Consider the following 17190-nt stretch of genomic DNA (forward strand, 5'->3'; position numbering starts at 1 on the left):
GGCCCGCCGAAGCCGGGTCTGGCGCGGGCCGCGACATCTTGCGACGCTAACGCTCGTGTATGACTACGACCTGTTGGTGCTGGGCTCCGGACCCAGTGGTCAGAAGGCTGCGATCGCGGCCGCCAAGCTCGGCAGGCGGGTCGGCATCGTGGACCGCCGCGACATGATCGGTGGGGTGTGCATCAACACCGGCACCGTCCCCTCCAAGACGCTGCGCGAGGCGGTGCTCTATCTGACCGGGCTGAGCCAGCGGGACCTCTACGGCAGCAGCTACCGGGTCAAGGAAGAGATCACGGTCAGCGACCTGGCCGCCCGCACCCAGCACGTGATCACCCGGCAGACCGACGTCATCCGCAACCAGCTCGCCCGCAACCGGGTCGCGATGATCACCGGGACCGGCCGGTTCGCCGACGCCCACGCGATCTGGGTCGACGGCGGCTCCGGGCGCGAGTCCAAGGTGACCTTCGACAAAATCATCATCGCGGCGGGCACCCGCCCGGCCCGCCCGGACAGCGTCGACTTCGACGACCGGACCATTGTGGACTCCGACGGCGTCATCAACCTCCAGGCCGTACCCCGCAGCATGGTCGTGGTCGGTGCCGGCGTGATCGGCATGGAGTACGCGTCCATGTTCGCCGCGCTCGGCACCAAGGTGACCGTGGTGGAACGCCGCGACCGGATGCTCGACTTCTGCGACGAGGAGGTCGTCGAGTCGCTCAAGTACCACCTGCGCGACCTGTCCGTGGCGTTCCGCTTCGGCGAGGAGGTCGCCGCGGTGGAGAAGCACCAGACGGCAGCGCTGTGCATCCTGAAGAGCGGCAAGAAGATCGTCGCGGACACCGTCATGTACTCGGCCGGCCGGCAGGGCCAGACCGACGACCTGGCGCTGGAGTTGGCCGGGTTGCAGGCGGACAGACGCGGCCGGATCACGGTCGACGCCAACTACCGCACCTCGGTGGACAACATCTACGCGGTCGGTGACGTGATCGGCTTCCCGGCGCTCGCGTCCACCTCGATGGAGCAGGGCCGGCTGGCCGCCCAGCACGCCTGCGGCGAGCCGGTCCGGGAGATGCACGGCCTGCAGCCGATCGGCATCTACACGATCCCGGAGATCAGCTTCGTCGGGCAGACCGAGGCACAGCTCACCGACGCCTCGACGCCGTTCGAGGTGGGTATCGCGCGCTATCGCGAGCTGGCCCGTGGTCAGATCGTGGGTGACTCGTACGGCATGCTGAAACTGCTCGTCTCCCCCGACGACGGTCGGCTGCTCGGCGTGCACGTGTTCGGTACCGCCGCCACCGAGATCGTCCACATCGGGCAGGCGGTGATCGGCTGCGGCGGCACGATCGACTACCTGGTCGACGCGGTGTTCAACTACCCGACGCTCGCCGAGGCGTACAAGGTGGCCGCCCTGGACGCGTCCAACAAGATCCGCAACATCACCCGCATCGACGGCTGACACATCGCCAACGCGTGTCGGTGGTTTTCGCTAGGGTGCCGACACTGTTGCAGCGTGGGAGAAAGAGGCAGTCGTGGGCGCATCCGGGTGGAGCTACGTCGTCGCGCGCGAGCATCTGGGAATCATCAAGAATCTGGCCGAGCGGAGCTGGTTCGGCCGCTGCGCGATCCTGCACGACGTGCAGGGCCGACCCGAGGAGATCTACTTCTGGGGATACTCCGGCGACTGACGGCCGCACCCGGTCACCCGTTGGCGGGATGTCCGGCCGTCCTGGTCGGCTGCCAGAATTCCTCCATGCGACGCACCATCGTCGGGCGGGACGAGGTGTTCGACCGGGCCTGGCAGCTGCTGAGCCAACCCGGGCCGGTGCTGTTGGAGGGGCCCGCCGGCATCGGCAAGACCGAGTTGTGGCGGGCGCTGGTCGCGCAGGCCGCGCAGGCGGGTTGGCTGGTGCTGAGCTGCGCGCCCACCGAAGCCGAATCCGAGCTTCCGTACGCGGCCCTGGCCGACCTGCTCCGCCCGCTCGCCGACCGGGTCGCCGCGCTGCCCCGGCCACAGCGGGTCGCGGCCGAGGTGGTGCTCCTCTCCGGCGACGCCCACGAGGCGGTCGACGTGCGGGTGGTCGGAGCGGCCACCCGGTCGCTGCTGGAAGCCGCGACGGCGGCGAAGACCCACCCGGCGGTGCTCGTCGCGGTGGACGACGCGCCCTGGCTGGACCGGCCCAGCGAACGCGCGTTGCGGTACGCGCTGCGCCGCGTGACCGGCCTGGCCACCCTGGTGAGCCGCCGACGCGGCCCGGGTGCGCCCGAGGACGTACCCCTCGGGCTCGACGAGGGCCGCCACGGCGACCCGGTCGGCCGTGTCGAGGTGCCCCCGCTCGACGTCGGCGCGCTGCACCACGTCCTGCGCGATCAGCTCGGCGCCACGCTCAGCCGGCCGATGCTCGTCCGAGTGGCCCGGGAGGCCGAGGGCAACCCGCTGCTGGCCATCGAGGTGGTCCGGGCGGTACAACGCCTGCCGCGCCAACCCGCACCCGGTGACGACCTGCCGGTGGCCGCGTCCATGCACCACCTGCTCGCGGACGTCCTCGCCGGGCTGCCCCTGGCCAGCCGCGCCGCGGTGCGACTGGCCGCGCTGCTGACCGTGCCCACCCTGGCCGACCTGGCGGCGGCGGAGGTGTCCGCCGCCGCGCTGGACGCGCCCGAGGAGGCCGGGCTGATCGTCGTGACGCCGGCCGGCGTGCGCTTCACCCATCCGGTGTACGCGGCCGCCGTCCGGGCCGGCATCCCGCCGGGAGTCCGCCGCCGGCTGCACCGGCAGCTCGCCGACCTGCTCACCGATCCGGACGAGCGGGCCCGACACCTCGCGCTCTGCGCGACGGACCCGGACCCGGTGGTCGCGGACACCCTCGCCGCCGCAGCCGCGCGGTGGCACAGCCGGGGCGCACCCGACCTCGCCGCGGAGCTGCACGACCGCGCCGGCCAGCTCACCCCGGCCGACGACCGGGTACGCCTGGGCCACCGGCGACTCGCGGCGGCCCGCTGCCGATTCGACAGTGGCGACTTCCCGGCGGCCCGACAGGCGGCCGAGGCGGTCGCGTCGGAGTTCGACGGCGACGTCCGGGCGGAGTCGCTGCTGCTGCGCGCCGTCGTCGCCTGGTCTGGCGGTGAGGCAGCCCGGGTGGCGGTGGACAACGGCACCCGGGCGCTGGCGGCGGCCCGACCCGACTCGGCGCTGGCCGGGCGCATCCACGCCCACCTCGCCGTCTTCGACGACCGGACGGAAGCGGCCCGGGAGCACGCCGAGGCCGCCGCCACGCTGCTGGACGGACGCCACGACGACCACGACCTGCTCGCCGCCGCCCTGGTCCTGCTCTTCTTCCAGGAGGTACGGCTCGGCCAGGCGCCGCGTACCGACCTGTTGGACCGGGCCCTCACTTTGGAGGGTGACGAACCGGCCTGGCTGGCGAGCACGGTGCCCGCGATCTGGTGGAAGTCGATCGACGACGCGGAACGGGCCCGGCGGCGGCTGCACCGGATGCTCGGCCGCGCCGAGGCCCGGGGCGACGAGCCGCTGCAACACGAGCTGCTCTCCCACCTCGGGGAGGCCGAATTGCTGGCCGGGCGGTGGGACGAGGCCGAACGGCACATCACCGCGGCTCGGGAACTCGGTGACCAGCTCGGCACCGGCCTCGTCGGTGAGACCTGGCTGGCCGGGGTGCTCGACGCGCACCGGGGGCGGTTGGCCGAGGCGACCCGGGTGGCCGAGTCCGGCCTGCGGCTCGCCGACGAGTTGGACGACGACTGGTGCCGACGGATCCACCAGCAGTTGGCCGGGTTCGTGGCCCTCTCCGCCGGCCGGATGGAGGAGGCCGCGTCCGCGTACACCAGCCTGGCCGCGACCATCGACGCCAACGGTCTGGTGGAGCCACTCGCCATGCGGTTCGAGCCGGACTGGATCGAGGCGTGCGTCGCGGTGGGCGATCTCGACCGGGCGGCGGCCGTGCTGGAGCGTCTGACAGCCCGACACCGCCGGCTGCCGCGTCCCTGGACGACGCTCGGCTCCGCCCGTGCCCGCGCGCTGTTGGACAGCGCCACCGGCGTCGACCCCGGCGAGGCGCTCGACGCGCTGACGGTGGCGCGGGACGCCGTACCACCGGATGTGCTGCCGTTGGACCGCGCCCGCTGCCTGCTCGTGGCCGGGATCGTGCACCGCAGGTCCCGCCGCAAGCTGCCGGCCCGGCAGGCGTTGGAGGGAGCGCTCGCGGAGTTCACCGCGATCGGCGCGGCGGCGTTCGCGGACCGGGCCCGGGCGGAGTTGGCTCGCGTCGGTGGCCGCCCACCGACACCCCTGCACCTCACCGCCACCGAGGAGCGGGTGGCCCAGCTTGCGGCGCGCGGGCGGACCAACCGGGCCATCGCCGACGAGCTGTTCATCAGCCCGAAGACCGTCGAGGCGAACCTGGCTCGGATCTACCGCAAGCTCAGCATCTCCACCCGCGCGGAGCTGGGTGCCGCGATGAGCAGGGCCGACGCGCAAGCGTAGGGAAACGCCCGATTCCTCGCCACCGGCTGCGACCTAGCCTCAGGTCATGGCCGGCTACCTGTTCGCACTGGAGCAGTACGACCGCTCCCCCGACACGGACGGGGCGGCGCCGGCGTTCGGCACCCCAGACTGTCGGCTGGTCGCCGCCGTCCGGCTACCGACCGACGACGTCGTGATCGCGCTGGTCGAAGGCCCCAACGCGGAGGTGGTGGCCGCGGCCGCCGCAGCCGCCGCATGGCGGGTCGACCGCCTGATCCCGGCTCGGTGGATCCATCCACCCGGGACCGCCCCCACCAATCCGGAACTCCCGTGACCAGCGAGGGAAGCATGACTGTGCGCCGTCTGATCGCACCCGTGTGGTGCTCACTGCTGCTCATCCCGCTGGTCGCCTGCGGCGGAGCGGACGATGGTCCGGCCGCCCCGGTGGCCGACGCCGGGCAGAGCGTCACGGCCACGTCCGGCGGCGACCCGTCGGCCGCTGCCCCGGCGGAGGAGTCGCCTGCCGCGCCGGCCGTCGACGCCTGCGCCCTGGTGTCCAAGCGGGAGGCTGAGAAGCTGGCCGGCACCCCGCTGGAGGACCCGCTGGAGAAGCCGGCGCCGGACCGGGACACCTGCACCTACACCGGCCCGGTCAGCGGTCCGACCGCCCAGGTCGAGGTGTTCGTCGGCCCCGGCGCGAAGAAGTTCCTCGACATCGAACGCGAACTCGGGCACGAGCTGACCCCGATCAGCGGTGCGGGCGACGAGGCGTACGCGGAGGACGGCACGGTCTTCGTCAGCAAGGGCGGGGTGTGGGTCTCCATCCGACTCGTCCGCACCGATGACCCAGCCAGGTACCGCGCGGCCCTGGAGACCCTGGCCCGTACGACCGCCGGCCGGCTGTGACCCGCGGCGGAGGGGACGTGATGGCACCCGGATCCCGGCGGCACCGCGCGATGGTGGTGCTGCTCGCGGTGACCCTGTTGCTCCCGGCGGCCTGCGATCGGGGTGCAGCGGACCCGACGCCGCCCGGTCCGCCGGCCGGTGGCACCGGCGGCGACCAGCGGTACGGTGCGGCGCCCGCGCCCAATCCGGACGTGACCTATCAACCCGACGTGGTGTTCGTGGGCGGCGGCGGTGGATCGGTGCGCGGGCTCTCCGAGGATGCGCTCACCTGGCGCATCGATCCCGCCGCCAGCGGTGCCGACCGTCTCGCCCGGGGCAGGGTCATGTTCCTCACCGGTCGGGCGGTCGGGCGGGTGCTCGATGTACGCCGCGACGGGGAGGACCTGGCGGTGACCCTGGGACCGGTGGACATCACGCAGGTGATCCGCGACGGCACCTTCGCCGGTGACCGGCCGGTCTCCCTGGACAATCCGACCCGGTACGACGCGGGCACGCCGTTCTGGGCCGAGTACGACGGCGAGGCCGGCGGGGGCGGCGGTTCGGTGACGCCGGTGGTCGGGATGGCGGCCGGCACTGGGCGGCAGAGCGGGATTCGGCCGGCGGCCGGCGCGGGTGAGCAGCGGATCGACGGGTTCGCGGTCACCCCGATCTGCTGCGCGAGCGGAGTCGGCGCGCGGTTCAGCTACGACGGCGGCGGTATCCGCATCGTCGGCACGGTGACGCTGCTGATGAAGAGCCCGACGGCCCGGTTCCACCTGGAGATCCGGGGTGGCGCGATCCGTCGGGCGGAACTGCAGATCGGCGGTATGGCCGGGCTGCGGATCGAGATCGCGGGTGCCACCGACGCGGGGCGGAACGTCAACAAACGCATCCCGATCCCGCTGGACTTCAGCGTGCCGGTCGGCGAGATCCTCGGCGTCCCGTTCTCCATCACCGCCAACCAGCTTGTCGGAGTGCAGACGGCGTTCAGCGCCAAGGACGGCAACATCAAGGCGGCTGGCGAATGGTCGCTGGGCGGCTCCCTCGGGTTCGGCTACGCCGACGGCGCCTTCGGCGTCACGAAACCCTGGAACCTGACCGTCCGCAACAGCATCACCGACTCCATCTACGGCCCGTCGGTCGGTGTCAGCGGCATCATCGTCCATTACCAGGCAGCCTTCCGAGCCGGTCTGGGCGCCTTCGGCTTCACCGCCGGCCTGTATGCCACGGTGACCGCCACGGTGGGGCTGACCGTCGGCTCCGCCCTGGGCGCGCCGATCGAGCTGTGCCGCAGCACCCAGCTCGGCCTGTTCCTGGACTACGGCGTCGGCTACAGCATCCCCGCCGGTCTGGTGAAGGCGGTCAACGCCTTCCTCGAACTGATCAACGCCGGGTCGATCGAGGCGAAGTCGGGCATCGGTCGGGTGGACAACGTGTTCAACAAGCTGGACATCCAGCCGGACGTCAAGATCTGCCGGGCCTGACGGCCCTGGCTGAGCGCAGTGGGGGGCGCCGCAGCCAGGGCCGGGCGTGCCCGGTTCCGGGCCGGACGGTGTGGAGGGTTCGGGGCACCCTCCACACCGTCCGGTGTGGCGTCAGCCTGCCGCGCAGGTCGGGGTCAGGCTGCCGGCGGTGCCATTGGCCTGGAAGCCGAACTCGGTGGACTGACCGGCGCTGACCCGGCCGTTGTAGGCCACGTTCGTCCAGCGCGTGGTGCCGGAGTCACCGCTGCGGTTGGCGTTCCAGGCGTTGGTGACCGTCGCGCCCGTCGGCAACGTGATCGTCACCGCCCAGGAGTTGAGGGCCGACGATCCGGCGGTCACCCGCACCGTCCCCACGAAGCCACCCGTCCACTGGTTCACCGACACCGTCGCGGTGCAGCCACCAGGCCCCGGGGGCGGTGTCGTGGGCGGCGGAGTGGTCGGGGGCGGAGTGGTCGGCGGCGGGGTCGTCCCGTTGTTGAGCGCGGCGAGCACCGCGTCGTACGCCGGCTTCTTGGCGCCGCCGCTGGTGAACAGCAACGGGTTCTGCGAAGCCCGCCACGAATCGCTGTCCCGGATGCCCCAGACGGTGATGCCGTTGCAGCGGGGCACGGCGAGACAGTCCTGAACTACACTGCGGTACGTGGCCGCGGAGGCCCCCTCGATGTCCAGCTCGGTGATCTGCACGTCGACGCCGAGCGCCGCGAAGCTGGACAACGTGGTGCGGTAGTTGCTCGGGTACGGCGAGCCGCTGTTGAAGTGCGACTGGAGGCCGACGCAGTCGATGGGCACGCCGCGCTGCTTGAAGTCCCGCACCATCGTGTACACGGCCTGGGTCTTGGCATGCGACCAGTCGTCGGTGTTGTAGTCGTTGTAGCAGAGCTTCGCGGCGGGATCGGCGGCACGGGCGGCCCGGAACGCCGCCTCGATCCAGTCGTTGCCGGTCCGCTGAAGGTTGGAGTCACGCCGGGCACCCGAGCTGCCGTCGGCGAACGCCTCGTTCACCACGTCCCACGCCACGACCTGACCCCGGAAGTGGGTCGCCACCTGGGTGACGTGGTTGAGCATCGCCTGCCGCAGCGCGCTGCCACTCATGTTCTGCATCCAGCCCGGCTGCTGCGAGTGCCAGGCCAGGGTGTGACCGCGCACGCTCATCCCTCGGCTGCGCGCGTGGTTGACGATCTGGTCGGCAGCGCCGTAGCTGAACTGACCCTGCTGCGGCTCGGTCGCGTCGATCTTCATCTCGTTCTCGGGCGTCACCGAGTTGAACTCACGGTTCAGGATCGTGGTGTAGGCGCTGTCGCTCAGCTTGTTCGCGGCCACCGCCGTGCCGAAGTACCGACCCTGCTCGGCGGCGGACGCACCGAGCGTGGTGCCGGCGGCGGCGGGAGCCGCCAGGAGCATCGCCATGCCGGCGGCGAGAGCACCCACCCCGGTCAGCGCGATCGCGGCTCTTGATGCCGCCTTCCATTGCGGGTTTCGCATCGTGCAACTCCAGTTCTGGGTGGTGGTGTCGGGGGTCAGGAGGTCGAACAGGCGACGCCGTTCAGGGCGAAGGACGACGGTTTTCCGGTGCTGCCCTCGTGGGTGGCCTGGAAGCCGATGTCGACCGACGCGTTCGGCGCGATGGCGGCGTTGTAGGAGATGTTGCGGGCGGTCACCGCGCCGCTCGCCGGGGAGTACTGCGCGTTCCAGCCGTTGGTGATCCGCTGACCGGTGGGCAGCGTGAAGGTCAGCGCCCATCCGTTCACCGGCGCCGCACCCGTGTTGGTGATGGTGACGCTCGCGGTGAGTCCGGTGTTCCAGGCGTTGACCGCGTACCCGATCCGGCAGGCACCCCCGGTCGGGGGCGGAGTCGTCGGGGGCGGAGTGGTGGGCGGCGGAGTCGTGGGTGGCGGAGTGGCGCCGTCCAGCCCGAAGAAGCGGAGCACCTGCGCGGCGTCGACCGGCAGGTTGTGCGAGACGCCCTGCATGCTGATCGCCTCGACCGGAGCCGTGCCGCCGCTGCTCCCGTACCGGGTCCGGGTGTAGCCGGCCTGCGGTGAGTCGGTGTACGTCGGGGTCTGGCTCAGCCCGTGCACGTTGGTCCACTGCTTGACCTGCTCGCCGAAGTTCGGGTAGCGCAGCGTCTCATCGTTGGTGCCATGCCAGATCTGCATCCGTGGTCGCCGGCCGGCGTAGCCCGGGTACGCCTCGCGCACCAGGTCCCCCCACTGCTGCGGAGTCCTGATGAGCTGCCCGTTCGCGCACTCGCTGTTCCACTCCGAGCTGCCGCCGGTGGCGAAACAGCCGAACGGCACCCCGGCGAAGGACGCACCCGCCGTGAACACGTCCGGGTGGACGCCCAGCATGACGTTCGTCATCATCGCCCCGGAGGAGGTGCCGGTGGCGAAGATCCGGTCCGGGTCGGCGGCGTACCGCTGCCGCACGTGGTCGACCATCGACATGAGCCCGACCGGGTCGCTGCCACCGCCCCGGCGCAGTGCCTGCGGCGAGGACACGTCCCAGCAGAGGCTGCTGCGGGTCACCGACGGGTAGATCACGATGAACCCGTACCGGTCCGCGAGGGACGCGTACTGCGTGCCGGAGTGGTACGCCGGACCCGAGCCGGTGCAGTAGTGCAGGGCGAGCAGGATCGCCGGCCGGGACGCCACCCGGTCCGGGACGTACAGGTGCATCCGCAGGTTGGTGGGGTTGCTGCCGAAGCCTGTCACCTCGGTCAACGTGGCCGCCGAGGCTGGCGCGGCGAACGCCAACGCGGCAGCGGCCAGCGTCACGGTCGCCATGAGGGCGCCAAGCATTCTTTTCTTCAGTCTCATTCGCGATTCCTGGGGAGAGTGGCGCATGGAAGGGGAATAGATCGAGGACTGCCCTTCGCCCGACCCTGACCGCGGCTCGCGTGACTGTGTCAGCTTCAATCGAGGATGCTCGATTGTCAAGACTTCCGGAAACCTTTCGCCGCCCGGACCGGGCGGCAGCCTGCGCATCGACCGTGTTCACCGGACACTGGCGGGGACGTGTTACCGGAACATTCCCGATAGTCGATGGTTGCTCGGCTCCCGGCCGGATCGTCCGCTTCCACGAGTTCGACGATCTCCATGGCCCAACCGGTGGCTCGGCTCAGTGCTCCGGCGTGGGCTGATCCGGACAGCGGCATGCCCGCCCTCGGCACCATCGTCGCCTGACCCACCGGGTCGATGTCACCGCTCAGAGCGTGATGACTCTGAGGCATAAAAATACCGCAGAGTCATCACGCTCTTTCGTGTCCGGGCCACCCCGACGCGACACGCCGGGGGCGGCTAGAAGGCGTTGACGCCGGTGAGCGCGCGTCCGATGAGGAGCTGCTGGATCTGGCTGGTGCCCTCGTAGAGGGTGGCGACCCGGGCGTCGCGCAGGTACTTGCCGACCGGGTACTCGTCGATGTAGCCGTACCCCCCGAAGACCTGGACCGCGTTGTTGGCCGACCGGACGGCGGCCTCGCTCGCGAAGAGCTTGGCCATCGACGCCTCGGTGGCGAACGGCTGGCCGCGGTCGATCAGGTCGGCCACCTGCCACACCAGCAGCCGGGCCGCGTTGGTGTCCACCGCGATGCCGGCGAGCAGTTGCTGGACGAGCTGGTGACCGGCGATCGGCTTGCCGAACTGGGTCCGCTGCCCGGCGTAGCCGACCGCCGCGTCGAGGCAACCCTGGGCGATGCCGACGCAACCGGCGGCGACCGACATCCGGCCCTTGGCCAGGGTGGCCAGCGCCAGGCGGAACCCGGTGCCCTCCGCGCCGAGGCGGGCCGCGTCGGGCACCCGTACCTCGTCGAAGCGCAGCTCCCCGGTGGCCTGCCCGCGCAGGCCGAGCTTGCCGTGGATCTCCCGCCGGGTCAGCCCGGGGCTGCCGGTCGGGACCAGGAACGCCGTGATGCCCCGGTGCCCGGGGCCACCGGTGCGGGCGAAGACCAGCGCCACGTCGGCGGTGGTGCCGTTGGTGATGAACGTCTTCGTGCCGGTGAGCAGCCAGTCGGTGCCGTCGCGTACCGCGCGGGTCCGCAGCGCGGCCGCGTCCGAGCCGCTGTCCGGTTCGGTCAGCGCGAAGCAACCGAGTACGGCGCCGGAGCAGAGCCGGGGCAGCCACTCGGCCCGCTGCTCGACCGACCCGTGCGCGGCGATCGACTTCGCGACCAGGCCGAGTGAGACCGACACGATGCCGCGCACGGCCGAGTCTCCCCGGCCGAGCTCTTCCAGGACGAGGCAGTACGCGAGGTGGTCGCCCCCGGAACCGCCGTCGGACTCGGCGATGGTCAGCCCCAGAAAGCCCAGGTCGCCGAGCATGCCGACGACGTTCGGATCGACCGACTCGCGGCGATCCCAGGCCGCCGCGTGCGGCATCAGCTCCCGGTCGGCGAACTCGGCGGCGAGCTGACGGACTGCCGCCTGCTCGGCGGAAAGGGTGAGCTCCATGACGGATAAACTAGCGGTGATAGTTTTCCGCGTCCAGCGTGGACAGCGACCGACCGCCGGTCACCGGTCCGAGGTCAGCCCGGCGTGCCGCTCGGCGGCGAACGCGCGGGCAAGCTCGGTGCGGGAACGGATGCCGAGCCGGTGGAACACGTTGCGCAGGTGGTGGTCGACCGTGCGGGTGGAGAGGAACATCCGGGCGGCAATCTCCCGGTTGGTGGCCCCCTCGGCGACCAGTTGCGCGATCCGCAGTTGCTGACCGGTCAGCAGCCGTGCCGCGGGCAGGTCCGGCGGGCCGACCGACTCCCCGGCGGCGCGCAGCTCCGCGGTGGCCTGCTCGGCCCAGCAACTCGCCCCGAGCAGGGTGAACGTCTCGCGGGCCTGGTGCAGGTGCCCGCGGGCGTCGCGCGGGCGCCGGCTGCGGCGCAGCTCCTGACCGAAGAGCAGCTCGGTGCGGGCGCGTTCGAACGTGCCGGCCTCCATCGGGTGCAACCGCAACGCGGTCCGGAACTCCCGCTCGGCCTCGGCGCTGCCCCGTGGCGCGAGCAGCGCGTGACACCGGGCGGAGAGGGCCCGGCGCAACGGGCTCGCGGTGCTGCTGGCCCAACGGTCGAAGACGGCGAGCGCGGCGGTCGCCGCCGGTCGGTGCGCCAGATGGGCGGCCGCCTCCACCAGGTACGGGGTGGCCATCACCTGGACGAGGACCTGCCCCCGACCGGTGCCGAGCCGGGCCAGCGACGCCAGTCGGTCCGCAGCCTCGACGTGCCGGCCGTCGACCAGGTCGAGAACCGCCAGCGCCCACCCGGCGAGCGCGTGCGGCCGGCTGCCCGGTGTCGGTGCCTCGCCGATCTCGCGGATCCGTTGCAGGCTGGTGGCCCGGTCGGCGCGGATCGCGGCCAGCACGGCGAGCATGCCCAGGTGGACGTTGGCACAGTTGACCTGCCCGGTGGTGCGGGCGACCCGCAGCCCGGCACGGGAGGTCTCCGCCGCCGCCTCATGCCGGCCCAACCAGTACTCGGCGATGGCCCGCAGCTCCAGCGCCCGGGGCAGCATGGACAACTCGCCCCGGTCGCGGGCCAACCCGACGGCGCGCTCGGCGAGCCGGTGCGCCGCGCCGTCCACGGCCACCACCAGGCCGGCGGCTGCCGCGCAGGTGAGCGCGGTCGGGGTCAGTGCCGGCCCGGTCAACCGGCCACCGAGCACGACGGCCCGACGCAGCGCCGGGCCGGCCCGCTCGTGGTCGCCCCGCAGGGTCGCGGCCACCCCGGCGACCAAGGATGCCCTCAGCTCGACGCCCGGCGGCTCGTTCGGGCGCCGCAACGCCAGCGCCCGGCGCCCGACCTCGGCGTACCGGTACTGGTCACCGGCGAAGCAGACGGCCTCGCCGGCCCGCACCAGCGCGGCCAGGGCCAGGGCGCGGTCGGTGCCGGCCACCGCCCCGGCGGCGGCCAGCAACGTGACCGACGCACCCGAGGCGTCGTCGCACCGCAGTTCCAGCTCGCCACGGAGCAGGTCGGCGTGCCCGCTGACGACCGGGTCCACGCAAACGGCGCGGAGGCGGTCGAGCAGCAGTCGGGCCTGACCGGGTTGGCCGGCCGCCCAGGCGTACCGGGCCGCGGCCAGCAGGCGGGCGGCGGCGCGGGCCGGTTCGTCGCTGAGCTCGGCGGCCCGGCACAGCGCCGCCGAGGCGGTGGCCCAGCCGCCCTCCCCACCGGCCGCGGCCTGTTCCAGCTCGGTGGCCAGGGCCGGGTCGGTGCCCGCCGTCGCGGCGGCGAGGTGCATCGCCCGGCGCAGCCGCTGTCCCTCTGCGTCGAACACGTCGGCGAGCAGCCGGTGCGCCGCGCGGCGCTCCGCGAGCGGCGCGCTGGCCGCGACCATCGCGCGAGCCAGCGGCTGGGGGAAGTTGACGCCGGTCGGCTCGACACGGACCAGGCCGACGACCTCCGCCGGGGCGAGCGCCTCGACGGCGGTCCCGGCGGCCTCCGCCGCCCGGATCAGGGTGGCCGGCCGTCCGTCCTCGTTGAGCGCGGCGAGTAGCAGCATCCGCCGGCTGTCCGCCGGCAACTGGTCCAGCCTGGCCCGATAGGCGCGGCCCAACGCACCCTCGGCCGGCGGTGCGGTGGGCAGCGACTCCTCCCCCCGCCACTGCCCGGGACTAAGAACGCCGGCGAGGTCCACCAGGGCCTGCGGGTTACCGCCGCCGACCGCGGCGAGCGTGGCCGCGACCGGCGCGGCGGGCCGCTCGGGCAGCCGGTCGGTGAGGACGCTGACGCTCTCGCGCTCGTCCAGCGCTCGGAGCCGGTGCGCCGGGATCCCGTCGACCGTCGCGGTGACGTCCGCGGTGAGCAGGACGGCGACCGGCAGGTGCCGCAGCCGGCGGGCCACGACGGCCAGCACCTGGGTGGTCTGCCGGTCGCCCCGATCGACGTCGTCCATGGTGCCGAGCAGGGGGCGGTCCCGGGCGGCGGCGGCGAGCAGCCCGAGCACGGCCATCGACAGCGCCAGTTGGCGGTCAGCCGGACAGCCCTCTCCGGCCAGCGCCCGCCGCAGCAGGTGCCGCTGCTGCTCCGGCAGGGCGGCGGCCCGATCGAGCACCGGATCGAGCAGGCGCTGCAAGCCCGCGTACGGGAGTGCGGCCTCCTCGGCCAGGCCGGTCCCGGCGAGCACGGTGCACCGCTCGGCGTACCGGTGGGCGTAGCCGACCAGCGCGGTCCGGCCCGAACCCGGCTCGCCGTGCAGCAGCAGAGCACCACCGCCGTCGGTCACGCCGTCGAGCAGGTTCCGGACAGCCCGGCACTCGTCGTCCCGACCGCGCAGCACGGTTATTTGCACTCTTGATGCAGTAACCATGCATTCAGTGTCACCTATCGGTAACCGAATGGAAAGAGGTGGGCGATATCGTGCCGAGCCGGTATCAGCCGGCCGGCGCCTCGGCCAGCAGGGCGCCCACCGTCCGGGCCATCACCGCGCGGGCCTGATCCACACCCAACCCCAGGCCGTCGCACAGCATCGACCAGGCCGGCCACATGCTCGCCGCCACCAGCGCGTTGAGCAGCTGCCCCCGCCCACGCCCGGCCTGCGCCAACTCGGTGGCGAAGAGCTCCTCGACCTCGTCCCGGACCCGGTCGATGTGCTTGAGCCGGTTGCGGTGCAACTGGTCGGAGACCGGCTCGCGCATCTGGGCCGCCCTCGCCGACGGCGCGATGAGCTGGAGCAGCCGGGCGCGTTGCCGGCAGTACGCGTCGACCCGCTTCGCCAGCGGCAGCCCGGACGAGATCGGCCGGTAGGCGGCGTCCTGCTGGCGGAGCACCTCGGCCCCGCTCGCCTCGAAGAGCGTCTCCATGTCCTTGAAGTTGGTCCAGAGCGTCCGCAACGAGATGCCGGCTCGCTCGGCGATGCGTTCGCCGGTCGGCCGGAGGTCACCCTCGGAGATGAGCGCGAGGTGCGCCTCGACGATCGCCGCGCGAGTGCGCTCGGCCCGGGCGGTCCGCCCGTCGACCCGGACCGGGACCTCGACCGCGTCCATTCGCCCCCGCCCCTTCACCATGTCGTCCCCCGACGCACCGCCGAGTCTAGACAGGTGATGATCAGCGGCACCCGGGCGACCGCCGGCGCCGTCATCCGGCTCGACCGGTCAACGTGACGCCCCCGTCGCAGACGATGGTCTGTCCGGTGATCCAGGCGGCGTCCGCGGAGGCCAGGAAGGCGACCGTGCCCGCCACGTCCTGCGGCAGGCCGAGCCGCCCGAGCGGGTACCGCTCGGCGACCTCGTCCTCCCGGCCCTCGTAGAGAGCGGCCGCGAAGCGGGTCTTCACCACGCCGGGAGCGACCGCGTTGACCCGGACCGCCGGCCCCAGCTCCACGGCGAGGCTGGCGGTGAGGTGGTTGAGCGCGGCCTTGCTCACCCCGTAGAAGGCGATGCCGGGCGACGGGCCGAGCCCGGCCACCGACGATACGTTGACCACGCAGCCACCCCGGTCGGTCATGCCGGCGGCGCAGACCTCCTGCACCCAACCGAGCGCGGCGACCAGGTTGACGTCGAGGATCTTGCGCGCCGCCCCCAGGTCGAGCCCGACCAGCGGGCCGTGCACCGGGTTGATGCCGGTGTTGTTGACCAGGAGGTCCACCGGCCCGAACGCCTCGCTGACCTCCCGAACCGCGGCGGCCCGGTGCTCGGCGTCGTCAGCCCTCCCGGGTACGGCCACGGCGTACGCGGGCCCGCCCAGGGCGGTGACCGCCTCGGCCAACGCCTCCGGACGGCGGGCGGTCAGACCCACCCGCGCCCCCTCGGCCACCAACCGCTGGGCGATGGCCAGGCCGATTCCCCTACTGGCACCGGTGACGATGGCGACCCGATCGACAAGCCGGCCTGAATCTGCATTCACAGTGCAGATAGTAGAAGCGGCGATCGGTGTCGGTCAACGTCCGGAGGGTCGATCGTGTCGCCGGTCACTGCGCTGGGTTGGCTGGCTGGGCGCAGCCCTATGACCGGGCGTGGGCACGGCGATGTGCCGCGCGACCACGCCCGGTCGACTGCCGGGGCCGGGTGTCGTCAGGAGACGGTCGGTATCCCGTTGGCCGGTGGTGCCACCGGCGCCGCGCTGTACTCGCTGACCGGTCCGTCCTCCTCGTCGGTCTCGTACGTCGGCCCGAAGTAGCTCTGCACTCCCCCGCTCACCCGGGCCAGCCGCTGCCCGCCGTAGCCGGAGTGGTCGTCGGCGGAGAAGCGCAGCGGTGCCAGCCCGGGGCCCTGGAAGCCACCCTTCTGCACCGCCTCCAGCACCTTCTCCCGGGTGAGGTCCTTGCCCGCGGCGAGCAGCACCTGCACGAAGAGGTAGCCGACCGACATGCCGTAGACGGTGTTGCCGTCGAACGGCGCATCCCCGTTGTGCTCCTTGTTGATCCTCGTGAAGAGCTGGATCCACGGATTCGCGGTGTCGTTCTGCATCGGCAGGTAGTTGGTGCCGACCACGCCCTCCAGCAGCGGAGCGGCGGCGCCGAGCTGCTTGGCCAGGGTCGGGTAATCGGAGCCGACGTTGGACACCAGCCACTGCGGCTTGAAGCCCAGCCGCGCGGCGGTACCGATGGAGAGCGCGGTGAAGCCGGGCACGGTGGCGAGCACGACGACCTGGCAACCGGCCGCCTTGAACGCGCCGATCTGCGGCGCCACGTTGGTGTTGCTGGTGACGTACGTCTGCTTGACCGCCACGGCCGTGGCGCCGAGCACCTTCTCCACGCCGACCAGGCTGTCCCGGCCGAAGTCGTCGTCCTGACCCAGGAAGCAGACCTTCTGGCCGGCCAGGTTCGCCTTCGCGTACGTGGCGAGGATCTTGCCCTCGACCGTGTAGTCCGGGTTGAACCCGAACGTGCCGGGATACTTGTCCGGCTGGTCCCAGCTGCGGCTGCCGGAGGCGACGAAGAGGTCGGGCACCCGGTTGCTCTTGAGGAAGTCGAGCACGCCGGTGTGCGTCGGCGTACCGAGGCCGTTGAGGATGGCGAAGACCTTGTCCTGCAGGACGAGCTGGCGGACCACCTGCTGCGTGTTCGCCGGGTTGTAGCCGTCGTCCATGACCTTGTAGGTGATCTTCCGCCCGTGCACGCCGCCGTTGGCGTTGACGTAGTCGAAGTACGCCTTCGTCGCCGGGGCGATCTTGGAGTAGCCGGCCGAGGCCGGCCCGGTGAGCGGCATGTGGGTGCCGACGACGATCTCGCTGTCGGTGACGCCCGGCACCGATCCCCCGCCGGGACCGGAACCGTCGTCGCCGCTGCAACCGGCGGCGCTGATCAACAGGGCTATGGTGCTGGCGATCGCGAGACCGCGTCGTGCCGTACGGCGCATGGGAAACACCGACCTTTCTCGGTCCGGTTCTCAATCGAACGGTGTGGTGGTGGGGCG

The 17190-nt window shown here is 72.3% G+C and carries 13 protein-coding genes; 6 read left to right on the plus strand and 7 right to left on the minus strand.

Annotated features, from left to right (window positions below):
- Positions 1-55: 55 nt before the first annotated feature.
- From sthA to ACFY29_RS01985, 6 genes are all read left to right on the plus strand, one after another.
- Positions 56-1459, plus strand: coding sequence for a Si-specific NAD(P)(+) transhydrogenase (gene sthA / locus ACFY29_RS01960; RefSeq protein ID WP_328415887.1), 1404 nt, complete (start codon positions 56-58; stop codon positions 1457-1459).
- Between the two features lie 73 nt (positions 1460-1532).
- Positions 1533-1688 (plus strand): hypothetical protein, encoded by a 156-nt coding sequence (locus ACFY29_RS01965; RefSeq protein WP_386982584.1) that lies wholly within the window; start codon positions 1533-1535, stop codon positions 1686-1688.
- Between the two features lie 65 nt (positions 1689-1753).
- Positions 1754-4504 carry an AAA family ATPase gene (locus ACFY29_RS01970; RefSeq protein ID WP_386982585.1) on the plus strand — a complete coding sequence of 917 codons (2751 nt, stop codon included), beginning with the start codon at positions 1754-1756 and terminating at the stop codon, positions 4502-4504.
- 46 nt (positions 4505-4550) lie between these two features.
- Positions 4551-4817, plus strand: a complete 267-nt coding sequence (locus ACFY29_RS01975; protein WP_355612963.1) for a hypothetical protein — start codon at positions 4551-4553, stop codon at positions 4815-4817.
- Positions 4818-4831: 14 nt separating this feature from the next.
- Complete coding sequence (locus ACFY29_RS01980; RefSeq protein ID WP_386982587.1) at positions 4832-5389, plus strand: hypothetical protein; 558 nt, start codon at positions 4832-4834, stop codon at positions 5387-5389.
- Between the two features lie 20 nt (positions 5390-5409).
- Positions 5410-6852, plus strand: coding sequence for a hypothetical protein (locus ACFY29_RS01985; RefSeq protein WP_386982589.1), 1443 nt, complete (start codon positions 5410-5412; stop codon positions 6850-6852).
- A gap of 111 nt (positions 6853-6963) precedes the next feature.
- On the opposite strand, the gene ACFY29_RS01990 is transcribed toward ACFY29_RS01985, so the two are convergent.
- The 7 genes from ACFY29_RS01990 to ACFY29_RS02020 all read right to left on the minus strand — a co-directional run bounded on the left by ACFY29_RS01990 (position 6964) and on the right by ACFY29_RS02020 (position 17133).
- Positions 6964-8334, minus strand: coding sequence for an endo-1,4-beta-xylanase (locus ACFY29_RS01990; protein ID WP_386982591.1), 1371 nt, complete (start codon positions 8332-8334; stop codon positions 6964-6966).
- Positions 8335-8369: 35 nt separating this feature from the next.
- On the minus strand, positions 8370-9668 hold the full coding sequence (locus tag ACFY29_RS01995) for a PHB depolymerase family esterase (RefSeq protein ID WP_386982593.1): 1299 nt from the start codon (positions 9666-9668) through the stop codon (positions 8370-8372).
- A gap of 480 nt (positions 9669-10148) precedes the next feature.
- A complete protein-coding gene (locus ACFY29_RS02000) occupies positions 10149-11297 on the minus strand; it encodes an acyl-CoA dehydrogenase family protein (RefSeq protein ID WP_386982595.1) in 1149 nt (382 codons plus the stop codon).
- Between the two features lie 60 nt (positions 11298-11357).
- Positions 11358-14144, minus strand: a complete 2787-nt coding sequence (locus ACFY29_RS02005) for an AAA family ATPase (protein ID WP_386982597.1) — start codon at positions 14142-14144, stop codon at positions 11358-11360.
- A gap of 64 nt (positions 14145-14208) precedes the next feature.
- Complete coding sequence (locus ACFY29_RS02010; RefSeq protein ID WP_386982598.1) at positions 14209-14820, minus strand: TetR/AcrR family transcriptional regulator; 612 nt, start codon at positions 14818-14820, stop codon at positions 14209-14211.
- A gap of 91 nt (positions 14821-14911) precedes the next feature.
- A complete protein-coding gene (locus ACFY29_RS02015) occupies positions 14912-15679 on the minus strand; it encodes an SDR family oxidoreductase (RefSeq protein ID WP_386982600.1) in 768 nt (255 codons plus the stop codon).
- A gap of 167 nt (positions 15680-15846) precedes the next feature.
- The gene (locus ACFY29_RS02020) at positions 15847-17133 is read right to left on the minus strand and encodes an ABC transporter substrate-binding protein (RefSeq protein ID WP_386982602.1); all 1287 of its coding nucleotides are present in this window, start codon (positions 17131-17133) and stop codon (positions 15847-15849) included.
- Positions 17134-17190: the final 57 nt, after the last annotated feature.

This window comes from Micromonospora sp. NPDC000668 (assembly GCF_042897975.1).
In the GTDB taxonomy this organism is placed as follows: domain Bacteria; phylum Actinomycetota; class Actinomycetes; order Mycobacteriales; family Micromonosporaceae; genus Micromonospora.